This is a genomic window from Polaribacter sp. M10 (genome assembly GCF_054968445.1).
The window spans coordinates 126,176-145,110 of record NZ_JBSSBG010000003.1; the positions used below are offsets into that span (position 1 = coordinate 126,176).

10 protein-coding genes are annotated in these 18,935 nt (G+C 30.5%); 3 read left to right on the top strand and 7 right to left on the bottom strand.

All coding sequences use genetic code 11. The annotated features are described in order from the left end of the window. Positions 1-4 precede the first annotated feature (4 nt). From ACWYN7_RS05210 to ACWYN7_RS05220, 3 genes are all read right to left on the bottom strand, one after another. Positions 5-967 carry a T9SS type A sorting domain-containing protein gene (locus ACWYN7_RS05210; protein WP_462858792.1) on the bottom strand — a complete coding sequence of 321 codons (963 nt, stop codon included), beginning with the start codon at positions 965-967 and terminating at the stop codon, positions 5-7. 169 nt (positions 968-1,136) lie between these two features. Continuing rightward, on the bottom strand, positions 1,137-2,180 hold the full coding sequence (locus tag ACWYN7_RS05215) for a polysaccharide lyase family 7 protein (protein ID WP_462858793.1): 1,044 nt from the start codon (positions 2,178-2,180) through the stop codon (positions 1,137-1,139). Between the two features lie 24 nt (positions 2,181-2,204). Continuing rightward, positions 2,205-4,511, bottom strand: a complete 2,307-nt coding sequence (locus ACWYN7_RS05220; protein ID WP_462858794.1) for a chondroitinase-B domain-containing protein — start codon at positions 4,509-4,511, stop codon at positions 2,205-2,207. Between the two features lie 318 nt (positions 4,512-4,829). Here ACWYN7_RS05220 and ACWYN7_RS05225 point away from each other — a divergent pair, with 318 nt between their 5' ends. Continuing rightward, positions 4,830-6,020: a pyridoxal phosphate-dependent aminotransferase gene (locus ACWYN7_RS05225; RefSeq protein ID WP_462858795.1), complete on the top strand. Its 1,191-nt coding sequence runs from the start codon at positions 4,830-4,832 to the stop codon at positions 6,018-6,020. 3 nt (positions 6,021-6,023) lie between these two features. Continuing rightward, the gene (locus ACWYN7_RS05230; RefSeq protein ID WP_462858796.1) at positions 6,024-7,166 is read left to right on the top strand and encodes an AEC family transporter; all 1,143 of its coding nucleotides are present in this window, start codon (positions 6,024-6,026) and stop codon (positions 7,164-7,166) included. A 340-nt stretch (positions 7,167-7,506) separates the two neighbouring features. On the opposite strand, the gene ahcY is transcribed toward ACWYN7_RS05230, so the two are convergent. Further along, positions 7,507-8,820, bottom strand: coding sequence for an adenosylhomocysteinase (gene ahcY, locus ACWYN7_RS05235; RefSeq protein WP_462858797.1), 1,314 nt, complete (start codon positions 8,818-8,820; stop codon positions 7,507-7,509). Between the two features lie 62 nt (positions 8,821-8,882). Between ahcY and ACWYN7_RS05240 the strand changes: the two genes are divergently transcribed. Beyond that, complete coding sequence (locus tag ACWYN7_RS05240) at positions 8,883-9,509, top strand: 4'-phosphopantetheinyl transferase family protein (protein WP_462858798.1); 627 nt, start codon at positions 8,883-8,885, stop codon at positions 9,507-9,509. Positions 9,510-9,976: 467 nt separating this feature from the next. On the opposite strand, the gene ACWYN7_RS05245 is transcribed toward ACWYN7_RS05240, so the two are convergent. Genes ACWYN7_RS05245 through ACWYN7_RS05255 form a run of 3 tightly spaced genes read right to left on the bottom strand, consistent with a single transcriptional unit; the run spans position 9,977 to position 18,935 of the window. Further along, positions 9,977-12,754, bottom strand: coding sequence for a beta-galactosidase (locus ACWYN7_RS05245; protein ID WP_462858799.1), 2,778 nt, complete (start codon positions 12,752-12,754; stop codon positions 9,977-9,979). A gap of 24 nt (positions 12,755-12,778) precedes the next feature. Beyond that, positions 12,779-15,607 (bottom strand): sugar-binding domain-containing protein, encoded by a 2,829-nt coding sequence (locus ACWYN7_RS05250; RefSeq protein WP_462858800.1) that lies wholly within the window; start codon positions 15,605-15,607, stop codon positions 12,779-12,781. Positions 15,608-15,614: 7 nt separating this feature from the next. After that, the gene (locus ACWYN7_RS05255) at positions 15,615-18,935 is read right to left on the bottom strand and encodes a DUF5107 domain-containing protein (RefSeq protein WP_462858801.1); all 3,321 of its coding nucleotides are present in this window, start codon (positions 18,933-18,935) and stop codon (positions 15,615-15,617) included.

Sequence of the window (18,935 nt, forward strand, 5' to 3'; positions counted from 1 at the left end):
ATTGTTAGTTCTTAATTAACTTTCTTGTAGCCACAGAATCGCCACTTGTAAGTTTCATTAAATATACTCCTTTTGACAAAGAAGATACATCTAAAATATTATTGTTTAATGTAGAAGTTTTAATTACTTGTTTCCCTAACAAGTTAAATACCTCTATTTTATTAAGTTCTACTTGAGAAGTTATTGTAACAGATTCTTTTGCAGGATTTGGATACACAGAAACTTTAGAAGAAAAGATATCATCTACAGAAGCTGTAGTTTGTTCAATTAAAGAAATGTTATCATAAAAAACTTCATTAGAAGAATCTACAGCTGCAGAAGCTCTTACATAAATTACAACAAAGCTGCCTGAAGCCGTAAAACTAAAAGAAGTTGTCGTAAAATTATTTGTAGTTTCATTCGATTTACTTGGATTATAATCATTTGTGATTTCAAAATAATGATCTACAGTAGTACTTGTAGCAGATAGGTTTAACTCATCAGAAATTTCTGTATTTAACATAAAAACTTCTGAAGGAACATTTTCAGCCTCTGAACGTGATTCTATAGAAAAAGTATAGGTTTTACCTGGCGTAACTACCACTTTTTGATACAATCTTCTACAAGCTTCATTAATTTTAACTCCTCTTGTTTTAACACCCGCTGTTGGTCCTGCAGTGTAGTCCCAATTACCATCACTAGAAGAACCTGGTTGTTCATCAGAATCTCCACAATTTGTTTCTAGCCAATCTGCTAAATCTGAATTATACCATCCATTTGGATTATTGTCTTCATTAAATCTATAAGGACTTGTAATTTCATTTCCATTGTCATCATCTAATTTACTATTAGGTGTCATATCCCAAGAATCAGCATTATCATTAGTATCACCAATGTGAAGATCACAACTTCCATTTCTAACAAGTTCGGTTTGCGCAAATAAACCTGCGCTGGCAATTAATGCCATAAAAAGTAATGTTTTTTTCATAATTAAGTGTTTAGTTTATAGTTAATAATTAGATAACCAATCTGGTTTACCAAATTGGTTTACCAAAAATACAATAATATTTGGATTATCAAAATTTAATTAACACTTTATTATAGCTTGATTACTAAATACTTAAATAAAAATGACATATATCAGTAAATAAAAAAAATTACTGAACTGGCTGTGTACTTGGACCAACTGTAGCTTCTTTAAACCAAACTTCTGAGTAACATCCGTTTGCATATTGCTTGGCAATATCTCCATTAAAAGTTTCTGAACCTGTATACCAAACAATATTATCTTCTGGATTTTTACCATTTGTTTGGTTATAGGCGCCTTGTTTAAAATACTGAATTTCGCCAGCATAAGCATTTTCTCGTTCTATACCATCTCTGCCAATTGCAGCATACAAATCCCAAATTTGTTGTGGAATATCTTCTTTTGTAGAAAAATCTGATTTTAATAAGTTTTTTGTAAATTTTACAGTTTTATGACCTTCGCTTTTAAAGGTTAAATACATTACTCCTTTGTAAACATTTATTTCATAACTGAACGTTTCTCCTAACTCAATTCCATCTTTTGGTTCTTCTGGATAAGAATCTGTTGCATTACCAACAACAGACATATCATAACCCCAAACTGCTGAAGAATAATCCCATCTTCCAGAATTATCACCTTTGGTATTTATTTCGTAATTCCAAAAAACAGAACCTTTGGTATGACCTGGAAATTTTTTGTAAAAAATCTTGATTGGCTCGTTTTCATGACCTTCATCACTATGAATTTGACCCACAACTACAGCATAAGAAGCTGCAACTCTTGCATCACCAGAAGTAGAAACGTGTTGCACTTTTAAAGTACCTGTTAATTTACCACCAACTTCTGGAATCCAATGTGCTTTTTGCCCTAATTCCGTTCTTGTGTTTTTAGATGTTCTAGAAGTTACACCCGAATTTGGTGTTTTATAAACCACCCAATCTGTTGTGCCATCATTTTCTACATAGAAAAAATTGTCTTTCTTATAATTTATTAACGAATCTTGGTAAGTACCATCACCCAAAAGAATTTTCCACTCACCTAAAAAAGGCAAAACATCACTTGGGTAATTTTTTACTTCTTTTATTTCTATTGATACATTATTATTAGTGTTAGCATTTTTTTTACACGCAATAAACACGGATAATACTGCAATTATTAAGACTGATTTTTTCATTTATAGTAGTATATAGAAATTGAATTAATACATTAATTTTTGCTTTAAATTCTCTTCAGATTTAATGATTCCTGAATTTGTTACAGTGTTATTAGAATGTGTATTGTTTTTTGCACCCCATAATAAAGCTACTAATTTTACGCTATTATTTTTAAAAATGTTATTGTTGATATTTACATTTACAATTCCTCTGTGATTGATTAGAATTCTATTTTTTTCTGATGAACCACAGTTGGTAAATGTTGAGTTGGTTACCAACAAATTACCGCCAATTGTAGACTCATCATAACCACCTCTATAATAATCGATAACATTTTGTTTTACGTTATTAAAAGTACAATTGTCTACAATTAAATATTCTGTGTTATAATCTCCTCTATCATTTGTTTCTTCTGATAATTCTAATCCGTTTTCACAATTTAAAATTGCTGTATTTTTAAACGTAATTTCTTCTGAAAAAGATTGTTTAAAAACTTTAAGTGCGTAATTAAAATTACTGATTTCAGCATCAATAACTTCTAACCCAAAGTGATTAGACATATTCTCTTTTAAACTTGCAAAAGCATATTGCGAATTTGTTCCTTTTAGCTTAATATTTTTTAAGGTTAATTTACCATAAGGATGCATTGCTATAGCAGGCGTATTTGCAGCACCTTTATATGTAATTTCTGATTTATTACTCGATTGAATCGTAATTGTTTTATCTATAATTAACGATTCTGAAAGGGCATAATTACCATCATTTAAATTGATAATATCACCACTTTCTGCAGCTTTTAATTGGGCCACTAATTCATCGATAGTATTTACAGTATGCGTTTTTGGGTCTTTTGCTTTTACTTCATTAGAATACCAATCTGCACCATATTTAGATTTATCTAAAATGTTTAAATTGATATTTTCTGTTTCTAAAATTGCACCAATTTGATTGTTTTTACTTCTCGAATTCCCTAATAAATCTTCTGTAATTTGCTCAAAATCGAAGCCTACATAAGGCTCAATATCTTGCAAACCAGACAAAGGAAAAGACAGATTAGAACCAATATCTGTTAATGATAATTCTTTGGTAATTAAACCATGGTTATTTTTAATTTCAACGCCATTGTTATCAATTACATTACTTTTAAAAGTAACACCATCTGCTTTATCATGTTCTATAATTGGATTTGGATCTCCAACAGAATTATAAATTACATTATTAACCACCTCAGTTCTTAAAGGTCTTGCAGAACGTATTTCTGATTTTGGCAAAACAGCAGCTTGTGCAATATTTGTACCTACACCAAATTGCCAAGGTGAATCTGAATCTACAAAAGTATTGTAAGCCACAACCACATCTGTAACTTGGTTGTATCTGTTTAATGGCGATTTTGGAATTCCGTTCATAATTGCAATCGGACTTCTAAAGTTTTTTCCTTTTATTTTATAAAACAGATTGTTAATTACCCAATGCCCAGTGTTTATAATTCGAATACCACCATAGTTTTCGTTAACACCATCACCAATAAAATAATTACCATCAACAGTTACATAATTACCATGTCTTGTAACTACAGAACCTTCACTTTTGTAAAAAACGTTATTTTTAATGATATTAAAATTGGTTTTGCTTGATATAATTTCTACTTCTCCATTACATTCTTCAAACAAATTATTAGCAATGGTTGTATTACTTGGAGACATTGAGGTAAAACTACTACCTAACTGAATGGTTTCTCCTCTTGCACCACCTTTTCTTGGTCTTGGTCCAAAATGATTATTTACAATTCTGTGATAATTTCGAATACTTTGATTTCCTTTTAAATCTACTCTAACTGTTGGCCCTCCATTTGTTTTACCAGCTAAATAACAGTTGCTTAATTCATTGTGTTTGCCGTAAAACTGTACCCAAAGATTATCTTGATCTCTCTGTAAATTGTTAAAATCTAGAATTACACAATTAGAAACTGTACTATGATTGGCAACATCTTTTTTAGAAGTTCTAAACGCAATAACATTTGTAGTTGGAGAATGCCCATTTCTAAAAAACAAACCGCTAACATTTATATAATTACCACTTATTTCTAAATTAGAAACGCCTTCTATAAAAACTTGACCAGGCGTTTCTGCGCTTAAAGAAATAGGATTTTCTTTAGTTCCTTCTCCAATTAACTTAATGTTTACATCTTTATAAGTGCCATTTTTTAGCACAATATCATCACCCGATTTTACATTTTTTAAAGCTTCAGTAAGCTCGCTAACATTAGACACATAAATGCTATTTTCTACTTTATTACAAGAAGTAAAAAGCGTAACAACAATAAACACAGATAAATAAAAATACGATTTCATATAAGGAATTAAAAATTGGTTTACCAAATTGGTTTACCAAATATATTGATTGCTAAGTAAGTATACAAGAAATACCTCTTAAAACTTTAATTTAAAACACAAAATTCCCCATTTTAACAGCTGAACTCTTTAACAAAACCATTGCATAATATTTAGCCAAACTACGCATATCAAAAATAATTAATACCAAATATTTAAAATAACAAGATATTATTCAATAAAATTTAAATATTTATGATTTCTATTAAAATATCTATACTTAAAAAAAATATGATTTTACTAAATTGTAAACCAGTAAATTCTTTAAAACATCAACTAATGAAAACAACAAATTTTAGCAGACGCGAATGGCTAAAAAAAGGAACTTTAACCTTAGGCGCTTTGGCTCTAGTACCTCATGAAATATGGAGTAATAATGTACTAACTGCTCAAAAAGAAAACCGAACTTTCTTATACAATTCTAACAATTATTTTAATGAATTTACACCTCCTTTAATAAAGGAAGAAGCTTCTTTAACCATTTTAAGAGCTAATGAAAATCCTTATGGGCCACCACCAAAATCGGCAGAAGCTTTTCAAAAAGAAGTTTTTACGGGTAACAGATATTCTTGGAAAACCTTATCTAACCTAAAAGCTAAAATTGCTAAAAACGAAGGCATTGATCCAAATCAAATTTTAATGGGGCCAGGTTCTTCTGATTTATTAGAAAAAGTTGCCATGGTTTTGTTTCAAAATGGAGGAAATGTAGTGAGTGCAGACCCAAGTTACATGTCTTTAATTGTAGTGGCAAAATCTGTAGGTGGTAAATGGAAATCGTATAAATTATTAGATGATTCTCAACACGATTTAGATGCCATGGAAGCTGGTATTGATGAAGATACTAAACTAGTATACATCTGCAACCCAAACAACCCAACAGGTTCTATTACAGATGCAAAAAAATTAAGAGAATTTTGTAGTAGAGTTTCAGAAAAAGTACCTGTTTTTGTAGATGAAGCGTATATTGAATTGTCTAAAAACGGCATAAAAGATTCTATGAATACGTTAGTTGCAGAAGGTAAAAATGTAATTGTTGCCAGAACTTTTTCTAAAATTCACGGAATGGCTGGTTTACGAATTGGCTATGTTATTGGAAAAAAAGAAACTTTAGATGTAATTTCTGAAATTACAAGAGGTGGAATGGGTATTACAGGCCCATCTATTGCTGCAGCAACTACAAGTTTAGAAAATACCGATTTTTTAGATATGTGTAAAACTAAAATTGCTGATGCAAGAGATTACACCATGTCTTATTTAAAAGAAAACAACTATTCTTATTTACCATCTGAAACCAACTTTATTATTTTTGAAATTCCGATGACAGGAAAAAAATTCTTAAAAGAAATTTATAGCAGAAACGTTGCTGTAAGAGCTTTTAAATTCTGGGATAAAAATTGGTGTAGAGTTAGTATTGGAACTATGGAAGAAATGAAAACCTTTACCAATGCAATCACAGAAATTTTTGCTTAATTTATGGATGGAGCTTTAGAAAAATCCATTTCATTTTTACTTTTTATTTTTATCGGATTTCTTTTAAAAAAGAAGATTTCTGTTGGCGATGAAACTAACGGAATTAAAAGTTTAATTCTTACAATTGCTTTACCTGCAACCATTTTTATTGCACTTTTAAAAGTAAAAATTGATGGTAACCTAATCCTTTTTCCTGTATTGGCATTAGGTTTGAACATTGTTTTATTTGCAATTACGCCTATTTTACTTTCGCTAATTGGCATACCTATGAATTCTGATAAAGGAAGAAGTGCAAGATTATTAATACCATCTTTAGCACCTGGTTTGTCTTGTTTTCCTTTTATTTTAGAATTTTTGGGTGATGGATCTTTGGCAAAAGCTGCAATGGCAGATTTGGGTAACAAATTTTTTGTGCTCTTTTTATTGTATTTAGTCGCTTTAAAATGGCATTATAAAAATGCAGATTTCGAAGCCAATTCACTTAAAACAAAATTAAAATCGTTGGCTAAAACCTTAGTTTACGAACCCGTAAATCTATTTATTTTAGTTGCCCTAATATTAGTTTCCTTTGGCATTACTTTAGATAAAATTCCGAACTTTTTATCAAGTACCTTAACAAGATTGAGTTATATTATGACGCCTTTAGTGCTACTTTTTATAGGTTTGGCTGTAAAGTTTAAAAAGCAACAATTTTTTCAATTGTTTTCTTTATTACTTTTAAGAGCCGGATTTACTTTGTTGTTAATAGCTGGTATTGTCTTTTTTGCTGATATTTCTATAAAAAAAGACATTTTAGTAATGATTGCTTTTTCTTTAAGTTCTGCCAGTTTTTGGCCTTTTGCCCATATTTCTGCAGTAAACTTTAAAGAACAAAAAGAAAACACTAAAGACAAAACTTTTGATACCAATTTTGCGCTATCAATATTAGCATTATCCTTACCTATTTCTGTAATTCTTATTTTAGGAATTTTAACTGCTGGCAATACGTTTACAAGTATTCATAACATCTTAATTTTAGGTGGATGCTTATCTGCAATCGGATTATTTTATCCGATAATTATAAAAGTAAAATCTAATTTTGCTTTTTCGAAAAATGATGTAAATACATCAAAAAAAAACTCAGTTGAGTTTTTAGCTGATAAATAATCTTTTCATTAATCTGGGCTTGTTTAAATTATAAACAGGTTCAGATTAATGATTTTAAGGATACATCAACTTATAACATTTCTAGAAATTGAAAAGGTTTTATAAAAAGTTTAAATTTCTTTATAAAATCTACAACTCGCGTTAAGGATTGAGCGCGTGTTTGAGCTCTTTTTGTTTTTTCAACAAAAAAGCGAGTAGCGAAAGCCTGTTAAAACGCCCAAATAAAAAAACCTTCCCAAATTAATGGAAAGGTTTTAAAGTTTTATGAGATTTCTCCACAAGGTCGAAATGACAATTAGCTTTTAAATTTAAGTTGCTACTAATAACTAAAAGCAAAAGGCTAGTAACGATAATGCTCTGGCTTATATGGCCCTTCTACAGTAACACCAATATATTCGGCTTGATCGTTACGTAATTCTGTTAACTCTACTCCAATTTTTTCTAAGTGTAATTTTGCTACTTTTTCATCTAAATGTTTAGGTAACATATACACTTTGTTTTCGTAAGCATCTGCATTGTTCCAAAGTTCAATTTGCGCTAAAGTTTGGTTGGTAAATGAGTTAGACATTACAAAACTTGGGTGCCCAGTTGCACAACCTAAGTTTACCAAACGTCCTTCTGCTAAAATAATGATGTCTTTACCATTGATGGTATATTTATCAACCTGAGGTTTGATTTCTACTTTAGAATCGCCATGATTTTCGTTTAACCAAGCAATATCTAATTCGTTATCAAAATGCCCAATATTACAGATAATTGTTTTGTCTTTTACACCTTCAAAATGTTTCGCTGTAACAATATCTTTATTTCCTGTTGTTGTAATAATGATATCTGCATTACCCATAACCGTTTCTAAACGCTTTACTTCAAAACCATCCATTGCAGCTTGTAATGCACAAATTGGATCGATTTCTGTAACAGTAACAATAGAACCTGCACCTTTAAAAGAAGCAGCTGTACCTTTACCAACATCTCCATAACCACAAACCACTACTCTTTTACCAGCCAACATAATGTCTGTTGCTCTTCTAATAGCATCTACAGCAGATTCTTTACAACCGTATTTGTTATCGAATTTAGATTTGGTAACAGAATCGTTAATATTAATAGCTGGCATTGGTAACGTTCCGTTTTTTACTCTTTCGTAAAGTCTGTGAACTCCTGTTGTTGTTTCTTCTGATAAACCATTGATTCCTGCAGCCAGTTCTGGATATTTATCTAAAACCATGTTGGTTAAATCTCCACCATCATCTAAAATCATATTTAATGGTTTTTTGTCTTCACCAAAAAATAAGGTTTGCTCAATACACCAATCAAATTCTTCTTCGTTCATCCCTTTCCATGCATACACAGGTGTTCCTGTAGCAGCAATTGCAGCAGCAGCTTGATCTTGTGTAGAAAAAATGTTACAAGAACTCCAAGTTACCTCAGCTCCTAAAGCTTGTAACGTTTCAATTAAAACTGCAGTCTGAATGGTCATGTGCAAACAACCTGCAATTCTTGCACCTTTTAATGGCTGAGCATCTTTATATTCTTCTCTTAAACTCATTAATCCTGGCATTTCTGCTTCTGCCAATTCTATTTCTTTTCTACCCCAATCTGCTAAAGAAATATCTTTAACTTTAAATGGTACGTAAGCTGTTTTTGTGCTCATATTATGTATATTTATTGTCTATTTTTTGCGACTGCAAAGTTACAACATAGAAATTAAAATATATGGCTCTTTACAAAACATTAACTATCAGCCCAGAAACCAAAATTTTTATCTGGAAAATAGAAGAATCTATTGATGAATTAAAATCAGGAATTTCTTTGACCGAAAAGAATAAAATTCGATTTAATTCGATGAAATCTGATTTACATCAAAAAGGATTTTTATCTATAAGACACTTGTTAAAAGAAATTAATTTAACTGATGCTGATTTAGTGTATGATGAATTTGGGAAGCCTCATTTAGATAAAGGACGATATATTTCTATTACACACTCTTTCAATTTTACAGCAATTATTTATTCTACCGAGAAAGAAGTTGGTATTGATATTGAAAAACAGCGTGATAAAATTTTAAAAATAGCTCATAAATTTACGCCAATTGAAGAGTATAAAACCATTGCAAATGCTGATGCTTTAATTAGTAAACTAACCATTGTTTGGGGAGCCAAAGAAAGTTTGTACAAAATTTACGGAAAGAAAAAACTACTTTTTTTACGTGATATTTATGTTGCTGATTTTAAATTTGCTGATGAAAAAACCACTGGTGAAATTAGATATAATGGCTCTGTAACTTCTTATAATATTCACTTTTTAGAATTTGAGGGTTTTACTTGTGTGTTTGCTTTTTAAAAGAATAGTATTTTAGCAATTGTGCATATTTAGCAGAATGTGTTATAAGCAAAAAATAGGAAAAAATTATTAACTGTTTTGATTGATCCTAAAAAATAGTAATAAATAACATCGTTTCTTTTTTTAGAAAAAACATACCAAGCTATTGCAATTTTATTTTTAAGTCTGCTTTCTTTCAGAAATCTCGAAATATTTAATTAACTGCAGAAAAGAGAATAATACAAAACCAATTCCTCTAGAAACCAAAAAGTTAATTTTAAATATTTCATTAGGTGGTGAATTGCTAACTGCTGAATTTTATAATAAAAATCTTATTTATTTAGAAAATGGTTCAGTTACCATAGTGCCTTACACACCAAATATTTAATGCAGATACAGGTTTAGTGATTATTGGAACTGATTTTGACAAAGAGGAGTTTTATTATAATAAGTTTAAAAATAATAATTTCTATTTATTCATTTGCTGTTTAATTAATTAGACTAAATAAATTAGAATATTCTGGTTCTATTTCTAAAGAATTTATCTTCGTTTTATCTAAAACCACCTTCTTATCGAAATAGATTTTTGGTTCTTTTTCAAATGGTTGAATCGTAAAAACCAATTGCTTATTTTTTTCGAGTTGAATATCTGTTAAATTAATAGACCAAGTAGTATCGTTATTAAAATTATCTGCCACTAAATTTTTACCAGAATAACATTGAATTTTATCTCCAGAATAATCTATTCTTAAATATAAGTTTTGATAATTTTTTACTGGGACATCCTCTAAATTAAGCAGATATCTGTATGGCGAAAACTGAATATTATTATGCAATTCTGGAGTAGCAATTTCTTTGGCATTTTTTTTGTTTCGAACATTTTCCCAAGGTGCTGGTATTTTATAGGATTCTGTATACAACCAACTAGCATCACTATTTACATAAACCTTTTCTGCATTGTAAAATTCTACTTCTATCACAGCAGTAAAATATTTATCGCCATTAAAATAAGGAAAATCTACAAGTAACTTATTTTCGCCTTGTTGTAAATATCCTGTAAAATCTAATTTATTTACAACATTGGTTTTAAATTCTTGATTTAACCAATTTCCATTTACCCTTAACATAGGTTTTAGATTTGAAAACAGATAACATGTTGCTTTTTTAATTTTTGCGGTATTCTTTAGCTTAAAATCTTTAAAAAACAGCTTTTGATACATATCTTTTTTAGACTGATCATTTTCTGCAGATACTTGCAACCATTTGGCTTCATTTATTAAATCTTTTTGTTCTAAACTATATTTCAAGTCATTTTTAGTATTTGTAATGCTGTAATACCTAAAACCATTTTTAGTTTTCTTCTTTAAATTTAAACTACTGTTAAGCGCAACAACCTCATCATTTAGATTTGTAGAAAACACTTTTAAATTATTTTTCTCGTCCATAACTAAATTTGCGGTAGACAGAAATCCGTATGTTTTAGAAGGTGTTTTAAATCGCCAAAACATATCTTTTTGTTTTTCAGATAATATAAAAACTCGCTGTGTTTCTCCGTTTGCATGTTTTATTATAATTGGATTTTCTAATCCTGTTAGATCTGTTTTTACGAAAAAACCTTTTTTTGATTGCGCTATCTTTTTTCCGTTTACATTTATACTTTTAATGTTTTCTGATGCAAACAAAAACTCGCTTTCTATGTTTTCTGTTTTATAAAAATACCAATCGTTAGTGTTTTTGTTTTCTAAACTACAAATAGGTTGTGCTGTTGCATAAGATAATATACTATTGCCCAATAACATATTAACAGGCCATATAAAAACAGCTCTTTCTTTAATATTTATGGGTTTTGAAGGTATTTTAACAATTTCTTTTTTTAATTTAAGATGAAACTGAACCTCTTTTTTTGTTGAGTTTGTATATCCTCTGTAATAGTTAGAAACAAACAGAAAACCTTTATCCTCTTTTGTTCTAAAAGAATATTGTAAATCGTTTGGTTGGTTATTATCTTCTGGAATGATAGGCGTCATTGGTGCTAGTTGTTCGCCAAATTCAGACAAAAAATAATGTAAAGATTTTAGTTTATGATATGCTGGCGAAATTTCACCAGTTTCTCTTAATGCTGCCTGAAAATCGTATGAAATATCTGGATACTCGTTCCAATAACCAGACTCTAATTTATTTTCTTCTAGCGTAGTAAATTTTCCTGTTGGGTTTAAACCGCCTGCAAACACGTAATAACCAGGCAAATTACTACCTGAAGCAACACTAGAAGTTGCTATAGTTACCCCATCAATAGGATCTAAAATAGGACGTCTGTGTTCCGATATTTGATTTCCAATTCCTAATTCGCATGTAAAATAAGGGTACAAACTGTAATCTGGTCTATATTTAGCTGTACTTGCTTCATTACCTATACTTTGGTCATTAATGGGTTTATTAAACACATAACTTTCGTTGGTTGTAATTTTTTTCAAGCTTGTATTCCATGGAGCTGCAGGGTAACCACCCCAAAGTGGTATAACTTCATTTTCTGGAGTAGAAGTATTTCTCCAGCCAGTAATAGTATACATTGGTACATCCATACCAAATTTTTGTGCTAAGTTTTTTAAAGCCATTATATGATTTTCTCCTCCTTTGCCTCTCCAATATTCATTTTCTAACTGAATTCCAATTACTGGTCCATCATCTTTATAATACAAGCCTTTTAATTGCTTAGAAATCTCACTATATAATCGGTTTACATAGTTCAAATATTTTACATCATTAGATCGGATTTTTAAGTCTTGTTTCTTTACCAACCAATCTGGCAGTCCTCCATTTCTAACTTCTCCATGGCACCAAGGTCCAATTCTTGGGTATGCCCAAATATTATGTTTTTTACATAGTTCTATAAATCGCCTTAAATTATTACGTCCTTCCCAATTAAAAACGCCTTCTTTTTCTTCGTGAAAAATCCAAAATACATAGGTAGAAATTATGGTAATTCCGTTAGCCTTCATTTTTAAAATTAAATCTTCCCATTTGTCTGGGTTGCATCTAGAAAAATGAATTTCTCCCATAACAGAAACTTTAGGTTTACCTGCTAACGATAAATATTTATTGTTGATAGTAATTTCTTTTCCTTTAGGACCAGAATGCCCCATTTTTAAAGAACCTTTTATAACTTTTTGAGGCTCTATATTTGCATTAATTGTTATAGTTTGACAATTAGCTGACACAGATACTAATAACAAAATAAGATTAAAAAAAAGCGAATTGTATTTCATATTTAAAACTTTTAACTAAAATGATTATGGGTTTTCGGTAACATAAGAGTTCCAAATTGGGCGCTCTTTCTTTTCAAATAATTCTGAAACAACATCTAAAGACACCTCTTGTGACGGAGTAAACACACTAGAACTCATATAAGATACAATACTCTTATATAGCTGTTTAGAAACTATATTTTTATTTTGATCTAAATTAATACTACAAACCATTAAGTTTCCTTTACTTACTTTGGCTTCAAAAAGCATTGCTAATCTTCTATTTAAAAACCAAGTATCTATAGGTTGAACAATTGGTTTAAAAGCTGGCGGAAAGTTTTCTAAGTTCATCACTTGTTGTCTATTGGATAGTTCCCACCATTGTAGGTCAGAGTAATAATCTGTTGGGAAATCCTTAAAAACAGGATGTTTATCTTTAATTAGAATACCTGTTGTGTGTGGTGGTCTCATTTTAAACCAAGAGGTATTCCAATAAACTGGAGTTTGGTACTGTACAATATCTTTACCATTTTCTACTTTACCTGCTGCAAGCAACAATACTTTTCCTCCAGATTCTAAAATACTTTTGGCTTTTGCATCTAAACTTTTAGTAACATGTATATTATTGGTATTTATTTTGTTTAATTGCTTGGGATACACCCAAATACTCCATGAATTTGTGTAACTGCCTACAGAAACTTTTAAAGTATATTTTGATGCTTTTTCAACAAAATTAAGGGCTAAACTTATATTTCCTATTTTATTTCCTTTTCCTAAAGGAATGGTTTTATTTTCTAGGTTACCATGTTTAATTACTGTATTATTTTCATCTAATAAAGTCCATTTCGGATTTAAATTTTCTAATTGATTTCCACTAAAATTGGCTACTTCAATTGCTGCTACTAAGTTTTCTGCATTAGAGAAAGTATATTTTGGCAACCTTGCTAAAGGAACAACTTCGCTACAAAACGATTTAAATTCTTCTGCAGAAACATACCCTTTTTCATCCCAAAAAGCATCTAAAACACCAACAAGAGCAGTACCTTGTCCAGAAAAATCATTTAACCCTAGTAATTGAAAACCTGCTAAATTTGGTGTTCTTAAAGTAGCTTCAATTTCTTGTTTATAACATGAAGCTTGCAGTTTACCTGATGCCATTAAAAAATCGTGGGCTTGGTCTACCATGTGATGGTCTTTTAAGTCTTCTTTAAAAAGTTCAAAGTTTTTAGCTTTTAATGGACCAGTATATTTTTTAATTTCATCAAAATTAGGAAACGCACACCATTGCCCCATTTCAAAAGTTATATAGGGTTGTTCTAAATTTTCGGTTTTATTTCTATAATCGAACATACTATTTGGTTGTTCATTTTTCCAGTTTAATCCTCTAGGTGGTGCACGAACTATAAAATCGCTATTCTTAATTATAGACCAACTTCCTCCTGTAGAAGCACCAGTAAATAGCCTTTGTGGATCATATTCTCTAAAATGCGACACCCAGTTTTCTAAATAAGGTACATAATTTCCAGAAGGTTCATTTCCGTAAGCCATCATCACAAACGATGGGTGATTTCCATAGGCGTCTATTATACGTTTTGTTTCGTCCATTAAATATTTATCAATAGGCTTACCTCTACCTAAACTTGTTGAATATTTTGCCCAACTAGGTCCTTCAACCTGCAAATAAATCCCAGCTTTATCGGCTGCAATAAAAGCAGCTTCTGGTGGACAATAAGAATGAAAACGCACATGATTCAAACCAAAAGATTTGTTTATTTCAAAAATTCGCGCCCAAGAATCTTCGTCTGTTGGAGGATATCCTGTTAACGGAAAAACACTACAATCTGTAGTGCCTCGCAACGATATTGGTGTTCCGTTTATTTTAAAATGTTTCTTATCTATTGTAAATTCTCGCATACCAAAAACACTTTCTTTAATATCTTGTAAACCATTATCATTTTCGAGAGAAACTTTTATATTATATAAGTTTGGGTTAAATTCGCTCCATGTTTTAAACGCATTACCCATTGGTATTTTAATACTTAACTCGCTGGTATTTTTTTTAAAATTATAGGTTAAAGGTTCTAAAATATGCTCATGGTTTAAACCATTTACAACAACAGAAACTTTGGTGTTTTGTTTGATTTTTTTGTTTAGAATAATTTTAGCTTCAACTATTTTATTGGCAATATTTGGTGTTAATTTAAGTTGATTTATACTGTATTTGTTTTTAGAAAACAACTTGATATCTCCAACAATTCCGTTCCAGTTACCTTGTGTATGATCAGAAATACTGTGCGAATTAATACCCACATCTAAATCTCTAATAGCATTATCTACACGAATGGTTAAAAGATGTTTACCCGGTTTTATATTTTTTTCAACTAAAAAATTATGAGGTACAGAAAGACTATTTTGTGTTCCTATATACAGAGAGTCTAACCAGACTTTAGTTTGCCAATGTGGACGCTCTAACGATAATTCAATAGATTTGTGTTTCCAATTATCTGGAATTGTAATTTCTTTTTGATACCATGCAACTCCAACAAAATGTTTGTCTGGTGTTAACCAAAAAGGGAATTTTAAACTATCTTTTTTTCTATACTTTTCTAAGGCAGGATTAAAATACCATGTACTATCATAAATACTACCAGTCCATTTTGTTTTTAGAGTTGGTGTTTCACCTATACCCTTATCTCTTAAAGAAGATGGTAATATAATACTATCTGTAAAGCTTAAATTTTGCCATTGCTCATTTAATCCTAAATTATCTTTATCTAATTTATAAGTCCAATTACCTTTAAGATTTATAACTTCTGATTGTTTTTGGCAATTATAAAAAGCTAAAACTACTATTAAACTAAGAAAAATTTTCATCTTCATTTTAATGCATCTTTAAATTTTGTCTATAAAAATTATTAGTTAACAACTCTAAATGTGTTGTTGCGCCACTATGATTAATATCTAATTCTAAAACTTGTTGAAACTGTTTTTTTGCAATAGCTAACTTATTTAAACCTAAATTACCTAAAGCTATTAAATAGTTGCAATGTATTTTGTTTCGAGTATTTAAATTGTCTTCCCAAATTAATAAATCCGGAAGCGAAACTGCAAAATAATCTATTTTAATATCATCATTCATATGAGTTGTTCCGTAATTTATTAGATTATTAAACCTTGTTTCAGCCTCTTTATTTTTATTCAATTTTAAACAAGCTAAGCCTTGATAGAAAATTTTATCTGGCTGTTGGTCGTTGTAAAAAACAGCCGCAGAAGGTACAGAAAGCCCTATTGTTGCTTTCACTAAATATTGATTGGCAACCTCTGTTTTTCCTAAACCTGTATAAGCACAAGCAAACCAAAAATGTATGTCGTTTTCTTGAACACCTGTTAGCTTTCCTTCACCTAAATTTGTTGGATATTTTATGGTTTTCTCTAGAAGCGAAACGGCATTTTCAAAATTATTGTTTTTAATTTCAATTCTAGCCAAGGCTATTAAAGCATATAAATATTGAGCTGTAACTTTACCTTCACCACCTTCCCAAGGGTGAAATTGCCTACTACTTAAAAGTTGTAAAGCTATTTGATAATTACCTAATAAATTATGCAATGTGCAAACTTCTAAATATAAATCGTCTCTAGCATCTACCAATTTTTTTTGGTTTTCTAAAAATTGTAACCTCTTTTTTAATGGATGATTTAGCCTTTTGTACAAACAATCTAATTCGAATAAAACTCTAGCGTCTGAAGGATTTAATTTAAAGGCTTTTTCTAGAGCAGTTAATGCGTTTTTATGATCATTTTTTTTATTGAAAAACGCCAATGCTAAATTTCTAAGAACAGTTGGGAAATTAGGGTTTAAATTTTTTGATTTTTCCCAGCAATTTATTGCCAACTGGTATTGTTTTTTATCATACCAAAGATTTCCTAAGTGATAATACGCTACAGGATCTTCACTGTTATCAATAGCGCTTTCTAATGCTAATACAGCCTCTAATCTGTATGCAAAACTGTAATCTGTAGTTACTGTTTTTGCTTTTTTAAAGGTGTTTACTGCCTTTTCTGTATCATTATTAAGCATTTCTAACCACCCTAAATAATAGTTGGCTAAAGAGTTTGGTTTGCAATTTTTTATACCCATTTTCAACAAAGAAACAGCTTCATTATAAAGTCCAGAACCAGCATAATCTAGTGCATATTCTATATAGCTATCTATACTATTACGCATTAAGGTTTTTAACTCTTGTAAAACACTTTTATTGTCTGTAAGTAAATACTTTTCAAACATTGCGCTAAAATTAAAGCGATCTATAGATAGACTGTCTTTAATAAGGTTAATAGCTTTTTTAGGTTGTTTTGTTTTACGCAATAAGGCAATTTTTAACGTTCTTGCTTTATGGTTATGCCAATTTCTAATGAGTGCTTTTTCAACTAATTCTATTGCCAAAACATAATCGTCTTTTATAGTGGCTATTTGCGCTAAATGAAAATATGCTGCGTCTTGCCACGCAGCGTTCCAAGCAGATTTGTAAAATGCTTTATAGGCTTCATCAAATTTATATTGATATTTTAGAGCTTGCCCTAAATTGTAATATGCTTCTCCATCGTATGGATTTGGATTCTTTTCCGTTAGAGTTTCAATGGCTTTATTAAAGTAAGTTTCGGCTTGTTTAAATTGTCCGTTTTTCATCATTAATACCCCCATAGCATTGTTGCATCTGGCATCTCCAGGTTCTCTGCTTAATGCTTCCAAATAATAATCTTCTGGTTTAAAGGTAGCGTGCCTATATTGTTCTAAATGATGGCCTCTTAAATATAATTGCTCTATACTTTTAATCTCTTTTGGTTCTTTTGCAGCTTTTGCAGCTTCTGGAATTTCTTTTTCTTCTTTTTTTAATGGTTGATAGGTGACTAGTACATTCCCAGAAGCATCAAAAAGTGTTAAGTTATAATCGGTAACCTCTAAATCTGGATTAATGGTTATTCGATTTTCATAAGAATCTCTTGGTGTTGCATTTATAATGGTTTCAAAAAGAGTTTCATTTTTGGCTTTTAACACTATTTTAGCATTAGAATATATGCCCAAAGTGTAGCATTTAATAATGGCTGTTTCATCTTCAAACTCTAGATTAAGCATGGCTTCTTTAGTGGCGTTTTTAACGACACCTAAGTCGCGATAAGGCATAAAATACTGAGAAAAAGTTTTTTCTTCAAATGGGTGTATCCAAGAAAAATCTGGTTGATTATCTGTATACACACCACACATAAGTTCTATATACGGACCATCTTCATCTGTTAAATTTAAATCCCAAGATTTACCAAAATCGCCATGACCCCAGGTCCATTGTTTTTTTCCTGGTGAAATATTATTGTCTGCCACATGAAGCAAACCGCCTTGAGAGTCATTTTCAAAACCACCAACAAAATTATAAGCACTATTAATGGCCATGTATGATGTTGGTACAGGAATATTTTTATACTTTGAAATATCGGTTCCAGGAGCATAATCTACTTTGTAATAAGTACCTGTTGCTATAGGAAAATCGGATACGTCTTTTTTACCATGATCGAAAACAGCATGAACATCTGGAGGGAAAACAGATTGATAATGGTCGTTAACTTTTACTGCTGGGTTTGCCCACCATAAAAAAGTTTGTGATTGTGGCGTTCGGTTGTAGAGTTTTACCTTTATTTCCATATAGGCCTTATCTGGATAGAGGGTAAAACCCATCATTCCTTTAGTTCTGGTCATTTGCTCAATTTCGCTACACCAAACGGTTTTACTGCCATCTTCATTTTCTTCAATATCAGAATCTATAGGGCTGTATGTTGATGGCCTATGGTGCTGTGGCCAGTTAAATTCTATTCCACCAGAAATCCATGGCCCTGTTAAACCAACCAAAGCAGGTTTTATTACTTGATTGTAATATACAAAATGACGATTTTTAGTTTTATCAAAAGCCATCTGCACTCGCCCTCCTAATTCTGGAAAAATCATGATTTTTACAAAATCGTTTTCTAAATAAATGGCTTGCCAAGTTTTATCTACTTTAGTATCGCTTATTTTCTCAACTATAGGCAAAGGGTACACTTTACCAGAGCTACCTTGATAAACTCTGTTTTCTAAAAATATAGGATTTTTTTCGGCTTCTCCAATTTCATAGGTTGGTATTACAACTGCTTCTCTCCAGACTTTAACACGCAT

Coding starts and splice junctions, on each gene's coding strand:
- ACWYN7_RS05215 (WP_462858793.1), bottom strand. CDS start 2,180: ATGAAAAAATCAGTCTTAATAATTGCAGTATTATCCGTGTTTATTGCG.
- ACWYN7_RS05240 (WP_462858798.1), top strand. CDS start 8,883: ATGGCTCTTTACAAAACATTAACTATCAGCCCAGAAACCAAAATTTTT.
- ACWYN7_RS05255 (WP_462858801.1), bottom strand. CDS start 18,935: ATGCGTGTTAAAGTCTGGAGAGAAGCAGTTGTAATACCAACCTATGAA.
- ACWYN7_RS05210 (WP_462858792.1), bottom strand. CDS start 967: ATGAAAAAAACATTACTTTTTATGGCATTAATTGCCAGCGCAGGTTTA.
- ACWYN7_RS05250 (WP_462858800.1), bottom strand. CDS start 15,607: ATGAAAATTTTTCTTAGTTTAATAGTAGTTTTAGCTTTTTATAATTGC.
- ACWYN7_RS05230 (WP_462858796.1), top strand. CDS start 6,024: ATGGATGGAGCTTTAGAAAAATCCATTTCATTTTTACTTTTTATTTTT.
- ACWYN7_RS05225 (WP_462858795.1), top strand. CDS start 4,830: ATGAAAACAACAAATTTTAGCAGACGCGAATGGCTAAAAAAAGGAACT.
- ACWYN7_RS05245 (WP_462858799.1), bottom strand. CDS start 12,754: ATGAAATACAATTCGCTTTTTTTTAATCTTATTTTGTTATTAGTATCT.
- ACWYN7_RS05220 (WP_462858794.1), bottom strand. CDS start 4,511: ATGAAATCGTATTTTTATTTATCTGTGTTTATTGTTGTTACGCTTTTT.
- ahcY (WP_462858797.1), bottom strand. CDS start 8,820: ATGAGCACAAAAACAGCTTACGTACCATTTAAAGTTAAAGATATTTCT.